Genomic DNA, 21,138 nt, shown 5'->3' with positions numbered 1-21,138 from the left:
GTCGCTGCGCGCCTTGACGGTGGTATGGGCGCATTCCTATAGTGTGCGCAAGTGGCGGAAAGTGGCATGAAGTGGGTTTTTTGAGCGTAAAACGCTAAAAATTGGAGAAACGCTGACGTGTTTCGCGGAGCTAACGCTATCAGTCTCGATGCAAAAGGCCGTCTCGCCATGCCGAGCCGGTATCGTGACGAGCTCGTTTCGCGAAGTTCCGGGCAGTTAATCGTCACGATTGACGCTGTTGATCCTTGTTTGTGTGTTTATCCCCTCGATGAGTGGGAGCTTATAGAAACCAAACTGCGCGCACTGCCTTCGCTGCGTGAAGAAAACCGTCGTTTACAGCGTTTGCTGATTGGTAATGCCGTCGATCTTGAACTCGATGGCAGTGGTCGTTTTCTGGTGCCGCCGCGCCTGCGTGAATATGCCAAGTTGGATAAGCGCGCAATGCTGGTGGGCCAACTGAACAAGTTCCAATTGTGGGACGAGGATGCCTGGAATGCTGTCTCTGCAGCGGACCTGGCGGCTATTCAACAACCGGGCGCGATGCCTGATGAACTGCGTGATTTGATCCTGTGACTATTGATAGCGGCTTTAACCACATCACCGTGCTGCTTGACGAAGCCGTCGAGGCTCTCGCCGTACGCCCTGATGGCTGCTATTTAGATGGCACCTTCGGCCGTGGCGGGCATAGCCGGCTGATTCTCAGCAAGCTCGGGCCGGACGGCCGGCTCCTTGGATTTGACAAGGACCCACAAGCGATTGCCACCGGGCAAGCGCTAGCGGCCGAAGACGGCCGCTTTGTCGTTGTACAGCGCAGCTTTGCCGAGCTTGGTTCCGAGGTCGCTGATCGCGGCCTGGCAGGCAAGGTCAGTGGTGTGTTGCTGGACCTGGGGGTGTCGTCGCCACAGCTGGACGACCCTGAGCGTGGTTTCAGCTTTCTCAATGATGGCCCGCTGGATATGCGTATGGATCCAACGCGTGGCGTCAGTGCTGCGCAGTTCATTGCCACGGCGCCCGTGGAAGAAATCGCCCGGGTATTCAAGGAGTACGGTGAAGAGCGCTTCTCTGGTCGTATGGCGCGCGCAGTGGTTGAGCGGCGTGAGATCCAGCCTTTCGAGCGTACTGCTGATCTGGCCGAAGTATTGAAAGTCGCCAACCCGGCTTGGGAGAAGGGCAAGAACCCGGCTACCCGCGCTTTTCAGGGTTTGCGCATTCACGTGAATAACGAACTGGGCGATCTCGAGGCCGGCCTTGAAGCTGCACTGGAGTCCTTGGAAATCGGTGGTCGCCTGGTGGTGATCAGCTTCCACTCCCTGGAAGATCGCATCGTCAAGCTGTTCATGCGGCGCCTGGTAAAAGGTGAGTCCGATAATCTGCCGCGCAACCTGCCGGTACGTTTTGAAGCTTTTGTGCCGAAAATCAAGGTTCATGGCAAAGCGCAGTTCGCCTCCGAGGCTGAACTCAAAGCCAACCCCCGCTCCCGTAGTGCTGTCATGCGTATCGCGGAGAAGCTTCGGTGAGCAAGCTTTTCGCCAAGCCACTTCCAGGCGGAAGCTTTTTCATGCTCCTGCTATTTGTTGGGGTTTTGGTTTCCGCGATTGCGGTGTCCTACAGCGCCCACTGGAACCGTCAGCTACTCAATACGCTGTTTGGCGAGCTGAGTGTGCGTGACAAGGCCCAGGCCGAATGGGGTCGGCTGATTCTTGAGCAAAGCACCTGGACTGCCCACAGCCGGATCGAAGTGCTGGCCACCGAACAGCTGAAAATGCACATCCCCGGTGCTGCTGAAGTTCGCATGGTGACGCCATGAAACTTGAAGGCGCTCTCTATCCTTGGCGTTTTCGTCTGGTGTTGGGCTTGCTGGCAATCATGGTGTCGGCAATTGCCTGGCGCATTATCGACTTGCAAGTGGTCGACCGTGACTTCCTCAAGGGGCAAGGCGATGCGCGTAGCGTCCGCCATATTCCTATTCCTGCACACCGTGGCTTGATCACTGACCGCAACGGCGAGCCGTTGGCGGTGAGTACGCCGGTGACGACCTTGTGGGCCAACGCCAAGGAAATGCAATTGGCCAAGGACCGTTGGCCAGCGCTGGCTATGGCCCTGGGGCAGGATCCGAAAGTCTTGAGCGAGCGTCTTGAGGCCCAGGCCAACAAAGAATTCATCTACCTGGTTCGGGGTCTGACTCCGGAACAGGGCCAGGCTGTGCTCGATCTGAAGGTTCCAGGTGTCTATGGCATTGAGGAGTTCCGGCGGTTCTATCCGGCCGGTGAAGTGACCGCACACATGGTGGGTTTTACCGACATCGATGACCGTGGTCGTGAAGGGGTCGAACTGGCCTATGACGAATGGCTTGCGGGGGTTGCTGGTAAGCGTCAGGTGATCAAGGACCGGCGTGGCAGGTTGATCAAGGATGTTCAGGTCACCAAGAACGCCAAGGCCGGCAAGCCTTTGGCGTTGTCGATCGACCTGCGCCTGCAGTATCTGGCCAACCGCGAACTGCGCAACGCCATTGTCGAGAACGGCGCCAAGGCCGGCAGCCTGGTGATCATGGATGTGAAGACTGGCGAGATCCTCGCCATGGTCAACCAGCCGACTTACAACCCCAACAACCGCCGCAACCTGCAGCCAGCGATGATGCGTAACCGCGCGATGATCGACGTGTTCGAGCCAGGCTCGACCATGAAGGCGATCTCCATGAGTGCTGCGCTGGAAACCGGTCGCTGGAAGCCCAGCGATACCGTGGAGGTCTACCCGGGCACTCTGCAGTTGGGCAAGTACACCATCCGCGACGTCTCCAAGACCGAAGGGCCGGTGCTCGACCTGACCGGGATCCTGATCAACTCCAGTAACGTGGGCATGAGTAAGGTCGCCTTCGATATTGGTGGTGAAACCATTTTCCGTCTGGCGCAGAAGATCGGTCTGGGCCAGGACACGGGCCTTGGCTTCCCTGGCGAGCGGGTCGGTAACCTGCCGAACTATCGCGAGTGGCGCAAAGCCGAAACCGCGACCCTGTCTTATGGCTACGGCCTGTCGGTGACGGCGATCCAGTTGGTTCACGCATTCTCTGCATTGGCCAACAACGGGCGCATCGCTCCACTCACGCTGATCAAGTCCGACAAGGCTCCGCAAACCACGCAGGTGATTCCGGAAAACATCGCCAAGACCATGCAGGGCATGCTGCAGCAAGTGATTGAAGCACCTCGTGGCGTGTTCCGTGCCCAGGTGCCGGCCTATCACGTGGCGGGCAAGAGTGGTACGGCGCGTAAGACTTCGGTAGGTACCAAAGGGTATGCCGAGAATTCCTATCGCTCACTGTTTGCCGGCTTTGGCCCCATGAGCGATCCACGCTACGCCATCGTGGTGGTGATCGATGAGCCAAGCAAAGCCGGTTACTTCGGTGGCCTGGTATCCGCGCCGGTATTTAGCAAAGTAATGTCCGGAACCCTGCGTTTGATGAACATCACCCCGGATAACCTGCCGACTACGCAACAGGCCAACGCGGCACCCGGTACACCTGTACGAGCCAATGGAGGGCGCGGCTAATGTCTCTTAGCCTGAATAAGATTTTCGCCCACGCCGGTCGTGACCTGTTGATCCGCGAGTTGACCCTGGACAGCCGAAATGTTCGCGCTGGCGATCTGTTCCTGGCGGTACCCGGTGCCAAGTTCGATGGTCGTGCGCACATCGCCGACGCATTGCAACGCGGTGCGGCTGCGGTGGCCTATGAGGTCGAAGGGGCAACGGTATTGCCGCTGACCGATGCGCCGCTGATTCCCGTCAAGGGCCTGGCGGCGCAGCTCTCGGATATTGCCGGGCGCTTCTACGGCGATCCAAGTCGTCAGTTGAACCTGATAGGCGTGACCGGTACCAACGGTAAGACCAGCGTCACCCAGTTGGTGGCCCAGGCGCTGGATCTGCTCGGCCAGCGCTGCGGGCTGGTGGGCACCCTGGGCACGGGGTTCCATGGCGCACTGGAAAGTGGTTTGCACACCACGCCGAACCCGATTGCCGTGCAGGCAACCCTGGCTGACCTGAAGAATGCCGGCGCCAAAGCCGTAGCCATGGAGGTTTCCTCTCACGGCCTGGATCAGGGGCGCGTGGCAGCCCTGGCGTTCGATGTGGCAGTGCTGACCAATTTGTCCCGTGATCATCTGGATTATCACGGGACCATGGAAGCCTATGGTGCGGCCAAGGCCAAGCTCTTCAATTGGACCGACCTGCGTTGCCGGGTGATCAATCTCGACGACGGCTTTGGGCGGCAATTGGCGGCGGACAAGCACGAGTCGCGATTGATCACCTACAGCCTCGAAGACTCTGCTGCCTACCTGTTCTGCCGCGAAGCGAATTTTGACGACGACGGCGTGCGCGCGACTCTGGTGACCCCGCAAGGCGAACATCATCTGCGCAGCAGCCTGCTCGGGCGCTTCAACCTGAGCAATGTGCTGGCTGCCGTGGGAGCGTTGCTGGGCCTGGAGTATGCGCTGGATGAAATCCTTGCAGTCCTGCCCAAACTGGAAGGTCCTGCTGGACGCATGCAGCGCCTGGGCGGCGGTACCCAGCCGTTGGTAGTGGTCGATTACGCCCATACCCCGGACGCCCTGGAAAAGGTCCTGCAGGCCCTGCGTCCCCACGCCAAGGGTCGTTTGCTGTGCCTGTTCGGCTGCGGTGGCGATCGTGATCGCGGCAAGCGTCCATTGATGGCGGAAGTGGTCGAGCGTCTGGCCGACGGCGTGCTGGTCACCGATGACAATCCGCGCAGCGAAGACCCAGCACAAATTTTCGACGACATTCGCGCCGGCTTCAACACGGTGGACAAGGTCGACTTTGTCGCCGGTCGTGGTCTGGCGATCGCCCGCTTGATTGCTTCTGCATCGGCCGATGATGTGGTGGTTCTGGCGGGCAAGGGCCATGAGGACTACCAGGAAATCAATGGCCAGCGCCATGCCTTCTCTGACCTGGCCGAGGCGGATAAAGCTTTGACTGCGTGGGAGGTGGCCCGTGCTTAAAGTCTTGAGGCTCAGTGACGTATCAGCTCCGTTGGACGCCCGCCTGATCGCGGGCGATGTTCGTTTCAGCGGTGTCAGTATTGATAGTCGGGCAATCCAGGCCGGGCAGCTGTTTGTTGCCCTGACCGGCCCGCGTTTTGATGGCCACGACTACTTGAATGACGTGGCGAGTAAAGGTGCGGTGGCGGCGTTGGTGGAACGTGAAGTTGCCGATAGCACGCTGCCGCAACTGCTGGTCAAGGATACCCGTCTGGCGCTGGGGCAATTGGGCGCGCTCAACCGCGGAGCCTTTACCCGTCCGGTTGCTGCGGTGACCGGTTCCAGTGGCAAGACCACGGTCAAGGAAATGCTCGCCAGCATCTTGCGCACCCGTGGTCCGGTGCTGGCCACTCGTGGCAACTTGAATAATGATCTGGGCGCGCCGCTGACGCTGTTGGAGCTGGCCCCGGAACACACCGCTGCGGTGATTGAGCTCGGCGCGTCGCGCATCGGCGAGATTGCCTACACCGTGGCCATGACTCGACCTCATGTAGCAATCATCAGTAACGCCGGTACCGCTCACGTCGGTGAGTTTGGCGGTCCGGAGAAAATCGTCGAGGCCAAGGGTGAAATCCTTGAAGGGCTCGATACTGCCGGGATTGCCGTGCTCAACCTGGACGATAAGGCGTTCCCGATCTGGAAGGCTCGCGCAGGTGCTCGTCAGGTGCTGAGCTTCGCCCTGAGCAACAGTGCCGCCGACTTTCATGCCTCTGAGATGGGCCGTGACGCCCGCGGCTGCCCGTCCTTCAAGTTGCACAGCCCCAAGGGTGTGGAACGGGTCCAGTTGAACCTGCTGGGCACGCATAACGTCGCCAATGCCCTGGCCGCTGCAGCCGCGGCCCACGCCATGGGCGTGTCGCTATTTGGCATCGTCACCGGCCTGAATGCGGTGCAACCGGTCAAGGGACGCACCGTCGTGCAGCTGGCGAAAAATGGCATGCGGGTGATCGATGACACTTACAACGCAAACCCCACCTCAATGTGCGCTGCCGTTGATATACTCACCGGCTTTTCCGGCCGCACCGTCCTGGTGCTCGGAGACATCGGCGAGTTGGGCGAGTGGGCGGAGCAGGGGCACCGCGAAGTAGGTGCGTATGCCGCTGACAAGGTTTCGGCCCTCTACGCCGTAGGCCCGATGATGGCTCATGCCGTCGCCGCCTTTGGCGAGCACGCGCGCCACTTTGCCAGTCAGGCTGATCTGATTGCCGCCCTGGGCGTCGAGCAAGACCCAAACACCACAATTTTGATCAAGGGATCGCGCAGCGCGGTGATGGAAAACATCGTCGCGGCTTTGTGTGGTCCCCATCTTCAAGAAAAAAACGGAGAGAAACATTAATGCTGCTGCTGCTAGCGGAGTACCTGCAACAGTTCTACAAAGGCTTTGCGGTCTTTCAGTACCTGACCCTGCGCGGGATTCTCGGAGTACTGACGGCTCTGTCTTTGTCGCTGTGCCTGGGTCCGTGGATGATCCGTACTCTGCAGAACCGGCAGATTGGCCAGTCCGTGCGTAACGATGGCCCGCAGTCGCACCTGTCCAAGTCGGGCACCCCGACCATGGGCGGGGCACTGATTCTTTCTGCCATCGGTATCAGCACCCTGCTTTGGGCCGACCTGCGCAACCATTATGTGTGGGTGGTGTTGCTGGTGACCCTGGCGTTCGGTGCCATCGGCTGGGTCGATGACTATCGCAAAGTGATCGAGAAAAACTCCCGTGGGCTGCCCAGCCGCTGGAAGTACTTCTGGCAATCGGTGTTCGGCCTGGCTGCCGCGATCTTCCTTTATGTGACTGCGCAGAGCCCGGTGGAAACCACTCTGCTGATCCCGATGCTCAAGGACGTGAGCATTCCCCTGGGTATCGGCTTTGTGGTCCTGACCTACTTCGTCATCGTCGGCTCCAGCAACGCGGTCAACCTGACCGATGGCCTCGATGGCCTGGCGATCATGCCGACGGTAATGGTCGGCGGTGCGCTGGGGATCTTCTGCTACCTGTCGGGTAACGTGAAGTTCGCCGAATACCTGCTGATTCCTTATGTACCGGGAGCGGGGGAGCTGATTGTCTTCTGTGGCGCGTTGATCGGTGCCGGCCTGGGTTTCCTGTGGTTCAACACCTACCCGGCGCAAGTGTTCATGGGCGATGTCGGTGCGCTGGCGCTGGGCGCGGCCTTGGGCACTATTGCGGTGATCGTGCGTCAGGAAATCGTCCTGTTCATCATGGGCGGTGTGTTCGTGATGGAAACCCTGTCCGTAGTGATCCAGGTCGCCTCCTTTAAATTGACCGGTCGGCGAGTGTTCCGCATGGCGCCGATTCACCACCACTTTGAACTCAAGGGCTGGCCCGAGCCACGCGTGATCGTCCGTTTCTGGATTATTACCGTGATCCTCGTGTTGATCGGCCTTGCCACCCTGAAGCTGAGGTAGAACGAGTGTCTCTGATCGCTTCTGACCACTTCCGCATCGTTGTCGGCCTCGGCAAGAGCGGCATGTCCCTGGTTCGCTTCCTGGCGAGCCGGGGCGTTGCTTTTGCAGTGGCCGATACGCGGGACAATCCACCTGAACTGGCCACGTTGCGTCGTGACTATCCGCAGGTGGAAGTGCGTTGTGGCGACTTGGATGTCGAGTTCCTGTGCCGCGCCGACGAGCTGTACGTGAGCCCCGGCCTGGCCCTGGCGACCCCGGCGTTACAGGCCGCGGCCGCCCGTGGCGTGAAATTGTCCGGTGATATCGAACTGTTCGCGCGTAACGCGAAGGCGCCGATCGTCGCCATCAGCGGCTCCAACGCCAAGAGCACCGTGACCACCCTGGTGGGCGAAATGGCCGCCGCGGCGGGTAAGCGTGTAGCGGTAGGCGGCAACCTCGGTACTCCGGCTCTGGACCTGCTCAGCGACGACATCGAGTTGTATGTCATGGAGCTGTCCAGTTTCCAGCTGGAAACCACCGACCAATTGGGCGCTGAAGTGGCCACCGTGCTCAACGTCAGCGAAGACCATATGGACCGCTACAGCGGTCTGCCGGCGTATCACCTGGCCAAGCACCGGATCTTCCGTGGTGCCCGGCAGGTGGTGGTCAATCGCCAGGATGCCTTGTCTCGCCCGCTGATGAGCGAGGGCCTGCCGTGCTGGACCTTCGGCCTGAGCACGCCCGACTTCAAGGCCTTTGGCCTGCGCGAAGAGAATGGCGAAAAGTACTTGGCTTTCGAATTCCACAACCTGATGCCGGTGCGCGAGCTGAAGATCCGCGGTGCCCATAACCAGTCCAACGCCCTGGCGGCATTGGCCCTGGGGCATGCGGTTGGCTTGCCGTTCGAGGCCATGCTCTCGGCGCTGCGCACCTTCGCCGGCCTCGAGCACCGCTGTCAGTGGGTGCGCGACCTGGATGGTGTGGGCTATTACAACGACTCCAAAGCCACCAACGTCGGTGCTGCACTGGCTGCCATCGAAGGGCTGGGTGCTGACATCGACGGCAAGGTCGTGCTGATCGCCGGTGGCGATGGCAAGGGTGCCGAGTTCAAGGATCTACGTGATCCGGTGGCGGCCAACTGCCGCGCCGTGATCTTGATGGGCCGCGACTCCGACAAGATCGGTGAGGCCATCGGCGATGCCGTGCCGTTGATTCGCGTTGGCTCGCTGCTCGACGCCGTAGCGCAATGCCGTGCCACCGCCCAAGCCGGTGACGTGGTGCTGCTATCGCCTGCCTGCGCCAGTTTCGACATGTTCAAGAATTATGAAGACCGTGGTCACCAGTTCGTCCGCGTCGTGGAGGATCTGGCATGAACCTGAGAAACATCATCAAGCCCTACCCATCGCCGATCATCACCGGGCGCGGTATCGACCTCGATTTCCCGATGCTCGTCGGTTGCCTGACGCTGCTGGGGCTTGGGCTGGTCATGATTGCATCGGCTTCGACCGAAGTGGCGGCGGCCCAGTCGGGCAGCGCGCTGTATTACATGACGCGTCACCTGATCTATATCTTGCTGGGCCTGGTGGCCTGCGTCGTCACCATGATGATTCCCATCGCTACCTGGCAACGCCTGGGCTGGCTGATGCTGATTGGCGCGTTCGGTCTGCTGGTGATGGTGATCATCCCGGGGATCGGTCGTGAAGTGAACGGCTCGATGCGCTGGATCGGCTTCAGCTTCTTCAACGTGCAGCCTTCCGAGATCGCCAAAGTGTTCGTGGTGATCTACCTCGCCGGCTACCTGGTGCGACGTCAGAAAGAGGTGCGTGAAAGTTGGATGGGCTTCTTCAAGCCGTTCATTGTTCTGCTGCCGATGGCGGGCCTGCTGCTGATGGAACCGGACTTTGGTGCCACGGTGGTGATGATGGCGGCGGCGGCGGCGATGTTGTTCCTCGGCGGCGTCGGGTTGTTCCGTTTTTCCTTGATGGTGGTCCTGGCGGTCGCGGCGGTGGTTTTGCTGATTCAGATGCAGCCTTACCGAATGGCGCGCTTGACCAACTTTGCCGACCCCTGGGCTGACCAGTTCGGTGCGGGTTATCAGCTGTCCCAGGCGTTGATCGCCTTCGGTCGCGGTGAGTGGCTGGGCGTTGGCCTGGGCAACAGCGTGCAGAAACAGTTCTACCTGCCGGAAGCCCACACCGACTTCGTGTTCTCGGTATTGGCCGAAGAGCTGGGCGCGGTAGGTTCGCTGTGCACCCTGGCGCTGTTCGTCTTTGTCTGTATTCGTGGGATGTACATCGGCTTGTGGGCCGAGAAAGCCAAGCAGTTCTTTGCTGCCTATGTCGCTTATGGCCTGTCGTTCCTGTGGATCGGCCAGTTCCTGATCAATATCGGGGTGAACGTCGGCCTGCTGCCGACCAAGGGCTTGACCTTGCCATTCCTCAGTTATGGCGGCAGTTCGTTGGTGATCTGCTGTGCCTGTCTCGGGTTGTTTCTGCGCATCGAGTGGGAGAGTCGGACCCACCTGGGCAGTGAAGAGATGGAGTTCAGTGAAAGTGACTTTGCCGAGGAGCCGACCCATGGGCGCTAACGTGCTGATCATGGCCGGCGGCACCGGCGGCCACGTGTTCCCGGCGCTGGCTTGCGCTCGCGAGTTCCAGGCCCGCGGCTACAGCGTGCACTGGCTGGGTACCCCGCGAGGGATCGAGAACGACCTGGTCCCGGCAGCAGGGCTGCCGTTGCACCTGATCAACGTCACCGGGCTGCGGGGCAAGGGCAAGCTGTCCCTGCTCAAGGCGCCGTTCGTGTTGATCAAGGCGGTGCTCCAGGCCCGGCGGATCATTCGTCAACTGAAGCCGGTCTGTGTGCTGGGTTTTGGCGGTTATGTGACCGGCCCTGGTGGTGTTGCCGCCAAGCTGTCCGGAGTGCCGGTAATCGTTCACGAGCAGAACGCGGTGGCCGGTACCGCCAATCGGCTGCTGGTGCCGTTGGCCGCCCGAGTCTGCGAAGCTTTCCCGGACACCTTCGGGGCGTCCGGCAGTCGCCGCACCACGGGCAATCCGGTACGTACCGAACTGTTCCTCGAAACACCGCGCGAGGCCCTGGCCGGACGCAAGGCGCGTTTGCTGATCCTGGGCGGAAGCCTGGGGGCAGAGCCGTTGAACAAGCTACTGCCGGAAGCCCTGGCACAGGTCGCCCCCGAGCTGCGCCCGGAGGTGTTCCATCAGGCCGGTAAAAATCACGATGAAGTCACTGCAGAGCGCTATCGCGCCGCCGGCGTCGAGGCGCAGGTGCAGCCCTTCATCAAAGACATGGCCCAAGCCTATGGCTGGGCCGATCTGGTGGTCTGTCGCGCAGGTGCGTTGACCGTCAGTGAACTGGCTGCCGCCGGTCTGCCCTCGATGCTGGTGCCTCTGCCCCATGCGATCGACGATCACCAGACCCGCAATGCCGAATATTTGGCACATGAAGGCGCTGCCTTCCTGATGCCGCAAAGAACGACTGGTGCAGCGGACCTTGCCGCTCGCCTGACAGAGGTTTTGATGCAACCAGAACGACTCGACAACATGGCCCAAGCTGCGCGCCGCCTGGCCAAACCCGATGCCACCCAGAATGTGGTGAATATCTGTCTGGAGGTGGCCCATGGTTGAGAATCAAAAAGCCATGCCACAACCGGAAATGCGCCGTATCCGTCGTATCCACTTCGTCGGCATCGGCGGCGTGGGTATGTGCGGGATCGCCGAAGTACTGCTGAACCTTGGGTATGAAGTGTCCGGCTCCGATCTCAAGGCGTCGCCGGTCACCGAGCGCCTGGAGTCCTTTGGCGCGCATATCTATATCGGTCACCGTGCCGAGAACGCCGCCAATGCCGATGTATTGGTCGTGTCTAGCGCGGTGAACACCTCCAACCCGGAAGTCGCTACTGCTCTGGAACGACGTATTCCGGTGGTGCCACGGGCGGAAATGCTCGCCGAGCTGATGCGCTACCGTCACGGCGTTGCCGTGGCCGGCACCCACGGCAAGACCACCACCACCAGCCTGTTGGCCTCGGTTTTTGCCGCTGGCGGCCTGGACCCGACCTTCGTCATCGGCGGCCGGCTCAATGCTGCCGGTACCAATGCACAGTTGGGCACCAGCCGCTACCTGATCGCCGAAGCTGACGAAAGCGATGCCAGCTTCCTGCACCTGCAGCCGCTGGTGGCTGTAGTCACCAACATCGACGCCGACCATATGGCGACCTACGACGGTGACTTCAACAAACTGAAGAAAACCTTCGTCGATTTCCTGCACAACCTGCCATTCTACGGGTTGGCGGTGATGTGCCTGGACGACCCGGTGGTGCGCGATATCCTGCCGCAGGTGAAGCGTCCGACCGTGACTTACGGCTTCAGTGAAGAAGCTGACGTGCGCGCCATCAATGTTCGTCAGCAAGGCATGCAGACTTTCTTCACCGTGCTGCGTCGCGACCGCGAGCCGCTGGACGTGTCGGTGAATATGCCTGGCAACCACAACGTGCTGAACTCCCTGGCGACTATCTGTATCGCCACTGACGAAGGCATCAGCGATGAAGCCATTGTTCAGGGGCTGTCGGGCTTCCAGGGCGTCGGCCGACGCTTCCAGGTCTATGGCGAATTGCCTGTGGAAGGCGGCAACGTGATGCTGGTGGACGACTACGGGCACCACCCGACCGAGGTTGCGGCCGTGATCAAGGCCGTGCGTGGTGGCTGGCCTGAGCGCCGCCTGGTGATGGTCTACCAGCCGCACCGTTTCAGCCGTACCCGCGACTTGTACGACGACTTCGTGCAGGTGCTGGCCGATGCCAACGTATTGCTGTTGATGGAGGTCTACCCGGCCGGCGAAGAGCCGATCCCCGGTGCTGATAGCCGCCAGCTGTGCCACAGCATCCGTCAACGTGGCCAGTTGGACCCGATCTACATCGAACGTGGCGTCGATCTGGCGCCGCTGGTCAAGCCGTTGCTGCGCGCCGGCGACATCCTGCTGTGTCAGGGCGCCGGTGATATCGGCGGCCTGGCGCCAAAACTGCTCAACAGCCCGCTGTTTGCCGGTGCTGTGGCCGCTGGCAAGGGGGCGAAATGACTGCTGCCTACGCCAACCTGTTCTCCACCGTAAAGCCGAGTGATTTCGGTCGCGTTGCCGTGCTGTATGGCGGCAAGAGCGCCGAGCGCGAAGTCTCGCTGAAGTCCGGCCAGGCCGTGCTTGAGGCCCTGCAGAGCGGCGGTGTGAACGCCTTCGGCATCGACGTCGGCGACGACCTGCTGCAGCGCCTGCTGAGCGAGAAGATCGATCGTGCCTTCGTTATTCTTCACGGCCGTGGCGGTGAAGACGGCAGCATGCAAGGCCTGCTGGAGTGCCTGGGCATTCCTTACACCGGCAGCGGCATCCTCGCTTCGGCCCTGGCCATGGACAAGTTGCGCACCAAGCAGGTGTGGCACAGCCTGGGCATTCCGACGCCGCGCCACGCAGTATTGAGCTCCGAGGCCGACTGTATTTCCGCGGTGGCGGAACTGGGCCTGCCTTTGATCGTCAAACCGGCTCATGAAGGCTCCAGTATCGGTATGGCCAAGGTGACTTCCGCGTCTGAGTTGATCGATGCATGGAAGGCGGCCAGTACCTACGATTCGCAAGTGTTGGTCGAGCAATGGATCCAAGGTCCGGAGTTCACCATCGCGACCCTGCGTGACCAGGTCTTGCCACCTATCGCTCTGGGCACTCCCCACACTTTTTACGACTACGACGCCAAGTACCTGGCTTCCGATACCCAGTACCGGATCCCGTGCGGGCTTGAACACTCCAAGGAACAGGAACTCATGGACCTCACGGCGAAAGCCTGTGAGGCACTCGGTATCGCCGGTTGGGCACGTGCCGATGTGATGCAGGACGCTCAGGGGCAGTTCTGGTTCCTGGAAGTGAACACTGCTCCAGGCATGACCGATCACAGTCTGGTGCCAATGGCCGCACGTGCGGCCGGGTTGGATTTCCAGCAGTTGGTATTGGCCATCCTGGCAGCCAGTCTTGAGGCGAGAGGTTAAGTCCATGCAAGGCGCGTCGCTTCGTCATCAGCAGCAACCCGCACCCGGCCGCAAGCCGGTGCCGCGGGGTGCCAGCCGAATGGTGGCCAAAGAGCCGATGTCGGTGCGCCTGCCGAAAGCCAACTTCGGCTTTCTGAAAAGCCTGTTCTGGCCGGTGTTGCTGGTGGCATTGGGGTTTGGCACCTATGAAGGCGCCCAGCGTTTGCTGCCCTATGCCGACCGGCCGATCACCAAGATCGCCGTGCAGGGGGACTTGAGCTACATCAGCCAGCAGGCGGTGCAGCAGCGGATCGCGCCTTACGTCGCGGCGAGCTTCTTCACCATCGACCTGGCGAGCATGCGCACCGAGCTGGAACAGATGCCCTGGATCGCTCACGCCGAAGTTCGTCGGGTGTGGCCGGACCAAGTGGTGATTCGCCTGGAAGAACAACTGCCGGTGGCCCGCTGGGGCGACGAGGCACTGTTGAACAACCAGGGCCAGGCCTTCACTCCGCGTGAACTGGCGAACTATGAACATTTGCCGCAGTTGTTCGGGCCGCAGCGGGCCCAGCAGCAAGTGATGCAGCAGTATCAGGTGTTGAGCCAGATGCTGCGGCCGCTGGGCTTCTCGATCGCCCGTCTGGAGCTGCGCGAGCGCGGCAGCTGGTTCCTGACCACCGGCGCCGGCAGTGCCGGCCCGGGTATCGAGTTGCTGCTGGGTCGCGATCATCTGGTGGAGAAGATGCGCCGCTTCATTGCCATTTATGAAAAAACGTTGAAAGAACAGATTACGAACATCGCGCGCATCGATCTGCGCTACGCCAACGGCCTCGCCGTTGGCTGGCGCGATCCAGCGGCACCCACGACGGCGCAACCTGCCGTCGCGAAGAATTAAGAAGAGGCAGGACCATGGCAAATGTGCAAAGCGGCAAAATGATCGTCGGCCTGGATATCGGCACCTCCAAGGTGGTGGCGCTGGTGGGCGAAGTCGCGGCCGATGGCTCGCTGGAAATCGTCGGCATCGGCACCCATCCTTCCCGCGGCCTGAAGAAGGGCGTGGTGGTGAACATCGAGTCCACCGTGCAGTCGATCCAGCGTGCGGTGGAAGAAGCGCAACTGATGGCGGGCTGCCGTATTCACTCGGCGTTCGTCGGTGTGGCGGGCAATCACATTCGCAGCCTCAACTCCCACGGCATCGTGGCGATCCGCGACCGTGAAGTCAGCTCGGCGGACCTGGAGCGGGTACTGGACGCGGCACAGGCCGTGGCGATCCCGGCTGACCAGCGGGTCCTGCACACCCTGCCGCAGGATTACGTGATCGATAACCAGGAAGGCGTTCGCGAGCCCCTGGGCATGTCCGGCGTACGCCTGGAAGCCAAGGTGCACGTGGTGACCTGTGCGGTGAACGCGGCGCAGAACATCGAGAAGTGCGTGCGTCGCTGTGGCCTGGAAATCGACGACATCATCCTCGAGCAACTGGCCTCGGCCTACTCGGTACTCACTGACGACGAGAAAGAACTGGGCGTATGCCTGGTGGACATCGGCGGCGGCACCACCGACATGGCGATCTTCACCGAAGGCGCGATCCGCCACACCGCGGTGATCCCGATTGCCGGCGACCAGGTGACCAACGACATCGCCATGGCCCTGCGTACCCCGACCCAGTACGCCGAGGAAATCAAGATCCGTTACGCCTGCGCCCTGGCCAAGCTGGCCGGTGCCGGTGAAACCATCAAGGTGCCAAGCGTTGGCGATCGTCCACCGCGCGAACTGTCGCGCCAGGCCCTGGCCGAGGTGGTCGAGCCGCGTTACGACGAACTCTTCACCCTGATCCAGGCCGAGCTGCGCCGCAGTGGCTACGAAGACCTGATTCCGGCGGGCATCGTGCTCACCGGTGGTACTTCGAAGATGGAAGGCGCAGTTGAATTGGCCGAGGAAATTTTCCACATGCCGGTTCGCCTGGGCGTGCCCCACAGTGTCAAGGGCCTGTCCGACGTGGTGCGCAACCCGATCTATTCCACCGGCGTTGGCTTGCTGCTGTACGGACTGCAGAAACAGTCCGACGGTATCTCGTTCTCCGGCATCGGCAGTCGCGACAGCTACAGCAACGACGAACCCAAGGCCGCCTTGCTCGATCGCATCAAGAGCTGGGTACAAGGCAATTTTTGACAAACAGTTTCAAGCAGTAAGTTTCAAGCAACAGGCAGTAGGCAGTAGGCGAAAAACTAGAGAAATGAAAGGAGAGGGAAAATGTTCGAACTCGTAGACAACATCCCGCAAAGTCCGGTAATCAAGGTTATCGGTGTTGGCGGTGGCGGCGGCAACGCAGTCAATCACATGGTCAAGAGCAACATCGAAGGCGTCGAGTTCATCTGCGCCAACACGGATGCTCAAGCACTGAAAAGCATTGGTGCGAAAACCATCCTGCAACTGGGCACCGGTGTGACCAAGGGCCTGGGTGCGGGTGCCAATCCTGAAGTCGGCCGTCAGGCCGCGCTGGAAGACCGCGAGCGTATTGCCGAGGTTCTGGCGGGCACCAACATGGTGTTCATCACCACTGGCATGGGTGGCGGTACCGGTACCGGTGCGGCGCCAATCATTGCTGAAGTGGCCAAGGAAATGGGGATCCTCACCGTTGCGGTGGTGACTCGTCCGTTCCCGTTCGAAGGCCGCAAGCGCATGCAGATTGCCGATGAAGGCATTCGCGCGCTGAGCGAAAGCGTCGACTCGTTGATCACCATTCCCAACGAGAAGCTGCTGACCATCCTCGGCAAGGACGCCAGCCTGCTGTCGGCTTTCGCCAAGGCAGACGACGTGTTGGCCGGTGCCGTTCGCGGTATTTCCGACATCATCAAGCGTCCGGGCATGATCAACGTCGACTTTGCCGACGTACGTACCGTGATGAGCGAAATGGGCATGGCGATGATGGGCACTGGCTGCGCCAGCGGTCCGAACCGTGCGCGTGAAGCCACTGAAGCGGCGATCCGCAACCCGTTGCTGGAAGACGTGAACCTGGAAGGTGCACGCGGCATCCTGGTGAACATCACCGCCGGTCCTGACCTGTCCTTGGGTGAGTACTCCGACGTGGGTAGCATCATCGAAGCCTTCGCTTCCGAGCACGCCATGGTCAAGGTCGGTACCGTTATCGATCCGGATATGCGTGACGAGTTGCATGTAACCGTAGTGGCCACCGGCCTGGGCGCGAAAATCGAGAAGCCTGTAAAGGTCATCGACAACACCGTTCAGACCTCCATGTCCGCGCAGTCGCAAGCGCCAGTTACTGCTCGTCAGGAACTGCCGTCGGTGAACTACCGTGACCTGGATCGTCCGACCGTGATGCGCAATCAAGCACAGTCGAACGCGGCGACCGCGGCGAAGCTGAATCCGCAAGATGATCTGGACTACCTGGACATCCCGGCATTCCTGCGTCGCCAGGCCGATTGATGGAATGTATCAGGGGTATTAGGGTGATTGGTGTTCAGCAAAGGCATGGTCTGCTATTATCGCCAGCCTTTGTTGATACCAGTTCGCAATTTGCGCTGAAGCGGCCCAAGCCATGATTAAACAACGCACCCTGAAGAATATTATCCGTGCCACAGGTGTAGGCCTGCATTCCGGGGAGAAGGTTTACCTGACCCTCAAGCCTGCGCCTGTCGACACCGGCATTGTGTTTTGTCGTGCCGACCTGGACCCTGTGGTGCAGATTCCTGCTCGCGCGGAAAATGTTGGCGAAACCACGATGTCGACCACGTTGGTCAACGGTGACGTCAAAGTAGACACGGTGGAGCACTTGCTCTCGGCCATGGCTGGCCTGGGCATCGATAACGCCTACGTCGAGCTCTCCGCGTCTGAAGTCCCGATCATGGATGGTAGCGCCGGACCCTTCGTATTCCTGATTCAATCTGCTGGCCTCGAAGAACAGGACGCAGCTAAAAAGTTCATCCGCATCCTTCGTGAAGTGACCGTGGAAGACGGCGACAAGCGCGCCACTTTCGTGCCTTTCGATGGTTTTAAAGTGAGCTTCGAGATCGATTTCGATCACCCGGTTTTCCGTGACCGCACCCAAAGCGCAAGCGTGGACTTCTCCAGTACTTCGTTTGTAAAAGAAGTCAGTCGCGCCCGTACCTTTGGTTTCATGAGTGATATCGAGTACCTGCGCAAGCACAACCTCGCACTCGGTGGCAGCGTGGAAAACGCCATTGTGGTCGATTCGGATGGCGTACTGAATGAAGACGGTCTTCGCTACGAAGACGAATTCGTCAAGCACAAGATCCTGGATGCAATTGGTGACCTCTACCTGCTGGGCAACAGCCTGATAGGTGAGTTCAAAGGCTTCAAGTCGGGCCACGCACTGAACAACCAGCTCCTGCGCAAGTTGATTGAGCAGAAAGATGCCTGGGAAGTCGTGACCTTCGAAGACGCCAGCACTGCACCGATCTCTTACATGCGTCCCGTTGCGGCCGTGTAAGTTACTCTCTCTTTCCTTTTGTTTTTGAAGGCCATCCCCCCGGATGGCCTTTTTTTATGCCGCAAGAATCAGGCGCTGCGCTTGGCGGCGCTCTGGGACATATTGGAAACCACCCGGTTACGACCGCTGTACTTGGCCTGATACAGCGCCTTGTCGGCGTTGCTGATCCATTCGTCGAGACTGATGTCGGGATTGCCCGACCAAGTGTTGATGCCGATGCTCACTGTCAAGGGTGAGGCCTGTTCGCTGACCGCCGGCAAGGCTTCGATGCGGGCACGGATCTTCTCGGCGAGCACTGAAGCGCCGGCGGTATCGGTGCCGGGAAGAATCACTGCAAACTCTTCGCCACCGTAGCGGGCCGCAAGGTCCGTTGGACGTCCCGTGCAAGCGCCAATGTTCTGCGCTACCACACGCAATGCCTGGTCCCCCAGCGGGTGGCCAAAGCGGTCGTTGAAGGCCTTGAAGTGATCGATATCGATCATCAGCAGCGACAGCGGCTGGAATGAGCGCCGAGCCCGAGCCCATTCACTGTTTAGGGTCTGGTCCAGGGTACGGCGATTGGCCAGGCCGGTGAGGGCATCGATGGCGGCCAGGCGCGCCAATTTCTGCTCGGCACTCTGCCGGCGCCGCAGTTCGCGGCACAATAGCCAGGTCAGCCAGAGCAGGGCGATGCACAGCACCCCGGTGGCACCGCTGATCAGCAGTGCGGTGCGCTGCCATGCACTGAAGACCTCATCGGTGGACAGCGCGACAATCACGATCAGCGGTAGGTCGCCGACCTGGGAAAAAGTGTACAGCCGCTGAGTCTGGTCAACGCTGGAGATGCTACTGAAGCTGCCATTGCCTTCACGCAGAATGCGCATGAAGTTGGGACGCTGGCTGAAGTCCTTGCCAATCAGGTCGTCTGCCAGGGGCGGCTGCTGAGCCAACAGAATGCCGTCGCGGCTGATCAGATTGATCGTGCCGTTGCGGCCGATGTCGAGACTCTTGAACAGTTGGTTGAAATAGCTCAAGCGCATGGCCGCCTCGGCCACGCCGATGAACTCGCCGTTTTCGCCGCTGAGTCGGCGGCTGAAGCTGATGCGCCAGTCCTGTTCGGCAGTACGGGCGCGAAACGGAGGGCTGATCATCATTCCAGGGTCGGGATTGTCGACATGGGATTGAAAGTACTGGCGATCAGCGAAATTGCCGGTGCGCGGCACCACCGATGCCGAGTCGGCGAGCACATCACCGTGTTTATCCAGCAGCAGGATGTCGCCTTTGTAGGGCGCAGCGGTAGCGCGGTCGAAGAGCGTCAGATGGCGAATGGGTGCGGAGATGCCCCTCAGGTCGCTGCGCTGTGCTGCGCTGATCAGGCCTTTGAGCGACAGATCGTAGAGTTCTACGTTGCGCAATACGTCGGCATCGATCAGTTGCACGATGTTGCTCGCGGCACGGGTCGCCGCCTGCTCGGCGGCGGCGTGTTCACGGATCAACAGGTAGGTGACGATGCTGAGAATGGCCGCGACGATCAGCGTGCTGGCCAGGATCAATAATCGTATCGAATTTGACGCGGTTTTCCCTGTGCGGGGTGTCGCACTGCTCACGCTCATGGTTCTGATTTCTGCTACGTCGACGTTTTCAAGGCTAGTGTGGACGTGGGCTACAGAAATTGGTCACGCCTTCGCGCCTGTATAAATCCCAGATAACAAAAAGGCCAGCAAAACCTGCTGGCCTTTCATTCATCGCGGTTTAGAACACATTGATCGGGTAGTCGATGATCACCCGATATTCATCGGTGTCGTTGTCCACGACGCCGTAACCGTTGCCGCCACGGTTGGTGGCCCACTGCAGGCGTACTGCCAGATCCTTGGCCGTGCCGCCTTGCACCACGTACTTGAGATCCAGGTCGCGTTCCCAGTGTTTGGCGTTCTTGCCGTCGGCGCTGTACCAGTTGGCATAGCCGCGGCTGGCCGGATCGACCTTGGTCAGGTCCAACTCGCCCCGGGAGTAAGAGAGTGCCGAGGTCAGGCCCGGCAGGCCGACGCCGGCAAAATCGTAGGCGTACTTGAGCTTCCAGGAGCGCTCGTTGGGGCCGTTGAAGTCCGAGTACTGCTGGGAGTTATCCAGGTAGATGCTGTCGCCCTGGGCGATGTAGTCGAACGGCGTGTTGCCGTTGACCCGCTGGTAGGCCGCAGTGACGCTGTGGCTGCCCACGCCCACGGTGAAGTGCAGGCTGTAGGTGTTGTTGTCGATGTTGCCCAGCAGCGCCTGGCCAGTGTCCTGGGTGTGATAGAAGTGCAGGCCCGGATTGAGGCTGACCAGATCGTTGAGCGCGTAGGTGTAGTCCAGGTCGTAGTAGTACTGGTTCCAGATGTCCTTGAGCTCGGAGGCATAAAGGCTGCTGGTCAGGCCCGGAACACCGCTCCAGGCCACCCCGGTCCAATTCAGGTGCAGGCTTTCGTCACCTTTTTGCAGGTTGCCGTAGGAGGTGCCGATGCGCTTGTGACCGCTCTGGTTGTAGGGCTTGGTGAAGCTGGCCTGGCCGCCTTCGATCAACCAGCCGTCGAAGCTGTGGTTGGTCAGGCTGACGCCACGGAAGGTCTGCGGCAGCATGCGGCTCATGCCCCCGGCGATCACCGGGTTGTTGAGAAACAGATCGCCGGCTTTGAGTTCGGTATCGAAGGCTCGCATCTTCAAGGTGGCACCGGCGGTGGAGAACGAGCCGGGCGCCTTGTGCTGGCCATCCTCGCTGAGGGGCAGGATGCTCGATTTGGTGGTGCCGCCTCCGCCGTCCAGCTTGAGGCCGAGCATGGCGTTGGCATCCAGGCCGAATCCCACGGTGCCCTGGGTGTAGCCGGACTCGAAGACACCGAGGAAACCCTGGCCCCACTCGATGTTGTCATCGGCTTGCTGGTGCCGGTTGCGATTCATGTAGTAGTTGCGGGCATTGAGCTTGAGGCTCGAACCGGCGACGAAACCCTCGGCATTGGCCTCCTCGGCGGCTTGGCCCAATGAAGGGATCGTTGCAGCGATTGCAATGAACAGTGGACTGATTTTCAGTGAGGTCCTGAACAACGTGTAGCTCCTTTGGTGAATGAACATGATTTTTTATTGTGAATTCGGTTGTTGCTTGTTCTATGCATGACGAATTTGCCGAGGGTTTCTCCACGGCAAAAAAAAGCCGCTGAAGTCAGCGGCTTTAAGACAACTTGCTCCAGGG

General features: G+C 60.4%; 18 protein-coding genes. 16 read left to right on the top strand and 2 right to left on the bottom strand.

All coding sequences use genetic code 11. The annotated features are described in order from the left end of the window. The first annotated feature begins 117 nt into the window (after nt 1–117). The 16 genes from mraZ to lpxC all read left to right on the top strand — a co-directional run bounded on the left by mraZ (nt 118) and on the right by lpxC (nt 17,936). The gene (gene mraZ / locus GV818_RS20440) at nt 118–573 is read left to right on the top strand and encodes a division/cell wall cluster transcriptional repressor MraZ (RefSeq protein WP_011063319.1); all 456 of its coding nucleotides are present in this window, start codon (nt 118–120) and stop codon (nt 571–573) included. After that, a complete protein-coding gene (gene rsmH, locus GV818_RS20435) occupies nt 570–1,517 on the top strand; it encodes a 16S rRNA (cytosine(1402)-N(4))-methyltransferase RsmH (RefSeq protein WP_372242107.1) in 948 nt (315 codons plus the stop codon). Before mraZ ends, rsmH begins: the two co-directional genes overlap by 4 nt. Then, nucleotides 1,514–1,807: a cell division protein FtsL gene (ftsL, locus tag GV818_RS20430; protein WP_161756736.1), complete on the top strand. Its 294-nt coding sequence runs from the start codon at nt 1,514–1,516 to the stop codon at nt 1,805–1,807. The genes rsmH and ftsL overlap by 4 nt, the downstream gene beginning before the upstream one ends. After that, entirely contained in the window at nt 1,804–3,543 is a 1,740-nt protein-coding gene (locus tag GV818_RS20425; RefSeq protein ID WP_161756735.1) for a peptidoglycan D,D-transpeptidase FtsI family protein, read from the top strand. The genes ftsL and GV818_RS20425 overlap by 4 nt, the downstream gene beginning before the upstream one ends. Continuing rightward, the gene (locus tag GV818_RS20420; RefSeq protein WP_161756734.1) at nt 3,543–5,006 is read left to right on the top strand and encodes a UDP-N-acetylmuramoyl-L-alanyl-D-glutamate--2,6-diaminopimelate ligase; all 1,464 of its coding nucleotides are present in this window, start codon (nt 3,543–3,545) and stop codon (nt 5,004–5,006) included. The genes GV818_RS20425 and GV818_RS20420 overlap by 1 nt, the downstream gene beginning before the upstream one ends. After that, nucleotides 4,999–6,381 carry a UDP-N-acetylmuramoyl-tripeptide--D-alanyl-D-alanine ligase gene (locus tag GV818_RS20415; protein WP_161756733.1) on the top strand — a complete coding sequence of 461 codons (1,383 nt, stop codon included), beginning with the start codon at nt 4,999–5,001 and terminating at the stop codon, nt 6,379–6,381. Before GV818_RS20420 ends, GV818_RS20415 begins: the two co-directional genes overlap by 8 nt. Next, a complete protein-coding gene (mraY, locus tag GV818_RS20410) occupies nt 6,381–7,463 on the top strand; it encodes a phospho-N-acetylmuramoyl-pentapeptide-transferase (RefSeq protein ID WP_161756732.1) in 1,083 nt (360 codons plus the stop codon). The genes GV818_RS20415 and mraY overlap by 1 nt, the downstream gene beginning before the upstream one ends. Before the next feature lie 5 nt (nt 7,464–7,468). Continuing rightward, nucleotides 7,469–8,815 (top strand): UDP-N-acetylmuramoyl-L-alanine--D-glutamate ligase, encoded by a 1,347-nt coding sequence (gene murD / locus GV818_RS20405; protein ID WP_161756731.1) that lies wholly within the window; start codon nt 7,469–7,471, stop codon nt 8,813–8,815. Next, on the top strand, nt 8,812–10,029 hold the full coding sequence (gene ftsW, locus GV818_RS20400; protein WP_161756730.1) for a putative lipid II flippase FtsW: 1,218 nt from the start codon (nt 8,812–8,814) through the stop codon (nt 10,027–10,029). The genes murD and ftsW overlap by 4 nt, the downstream gene beginning before the upstream one ends. Beyond that, nucleotides 10,019–11,089 carry an undecaprenyldiphospho-muramoylpentapeptide beta-N-acetylglucosaminyltransferase gene (murG, locus tag GV818_RS20395; protein ID WP_161756729.1) on the top strand — a complete coding sequence of 357 codons (1,071 nt, stop codon included), beginning with the start codon at nt 10,019–10,021 and terminating at the stop codon, nt 11,087–11,089. Before ftsW ends, murG begins: the two co-directional genes overlap by 11 nt. Next, nucleotides 11,082–12,536 (top strand): UDP-N-acetylmuramate--L-alanine ligase, encoded by a 1,455-nt coding sequence (gene murC / locus GV818_RS20390; protein ID WP_161756728.1) that lies wholly within the window; start codon nt 11,082–11,084, stop codon nt 12,534–12,536. The genes murG and murC overlap by 8 nt, the downstream gene beginning before the upstream one ends. Continuing rightward, a complete protein-coding gene (locus tag GV818_RS20385; RefSeq protein WP_161756727.1) occupies nt 12,533–13,489 on the top strand; it encodes a D-alanine--D-alanine ligase in 957 nt (318 codons plus the stop codon). The genes murC and GV818_RS20385 overlap by 4 nt, the downstream gene beginning before the upstream one ends. Before the next feature lie 4 nt (nt 13,490–13,493). Continuing rightward, a complete protein-coding gene (locus tag GV818_RS20380; protein ID WP_161756726.1) occupies nt 13,494–14,363 on the top strand; it encodes a cell division protein FtsQ/DivIB in 870 nt (289 codons plus the stop codon). Nucleotides 14,364–14,377: 14 nt separating this feature from the next. After that, the gene (ftsA, locus tag GV818_RS20375; RefSeq protein ID WP_161756725.1) at nt 14,378–15,637 is read left to right on the top strand and encodes a cell division protein FtsA; all 1,260 of its coding nucleotides are present in this window, start codon (nt 14,378–14,380) and stop codon (nt 15,635–15,637) included. An 81-nt stretch (nt 15,638–15,718) separates the two neighbouring features. Continuing rightward, complete coding sequence (ftsZ, locus tag GV818_RS20370) at nt 15,719–16,912, top strand: cell division protein FtsZ (RefSeq protein WP_161756724.1); 1,194 nt, start codon at nt 15,719–15,721, stop codon at nt 16,910–16,912. Between the two features lie 112 nt (nt 16,913–17,024). Beyond that, nucleotides 17,025–17,936 carry a UDP-3-O-acyl-N-acetylglucosamine deacetylase gene (gene lpxC, locus GV818_RS20365; RefSeq protein ID WP_011063304.1) on the top strand — a complete coding sequence of 304 codons (912 nt, stop codon included), beginning with the start codon at nt 17,025–17,027 and terminating at the stop codon, nt 17,934–17,936. Between the two features lie 68 nt (nt 17,937–18,004). Here the strand turns inward: lpxC and GV818_RS20360 are convergent, their stop codons facing one another. Both GV818_RS20360 and GV818_RS20355 read right to left on the bottom strand, forming a co-directional pair. Then, nucleotides 18,005–19,528 carry a sensor domain-containing diguanylate cyclase gene (locus GV818_RS20360; protein WP_161777359.1) on the bottom strand — a complete coding sequence of 508 codons (1,524 nt, stop codon included), beginning with the start codon at nt 19,526–19,528 and terminating at the stop codon, nt 18,005–18,007. A gap of 139 nt (nt 19,529–19,667) precedes the next feature. After that, entirely contained in the window at nt 19,668–21,020 is a 1,353-nt protein-coding gene (locus GV818_RS20355; RefSeq protein ID WP_161756722.1) for an OprD family porin, read from the bottom strand. Between the last annotated feature and the right edge of the window lie 118 nt (nt 21,021–21,138).

This window comes from Pseudomonas sp. Fl4BN1 (assembly GCF_009908285.1).
In the GTDB taxonomy this organism is placed as follows: domain Bacteria; phylum Pseudomonadota; class Gammaproteobacteria; order Pseudomonadales; family Pseudomonadaceae; genus Aquipseudomonas.
The sequence above is the reverse complement of the archived record's forward strand: the minus strand, read 5'-3'. Positions and strand labels throughout refer to the sequence as shown.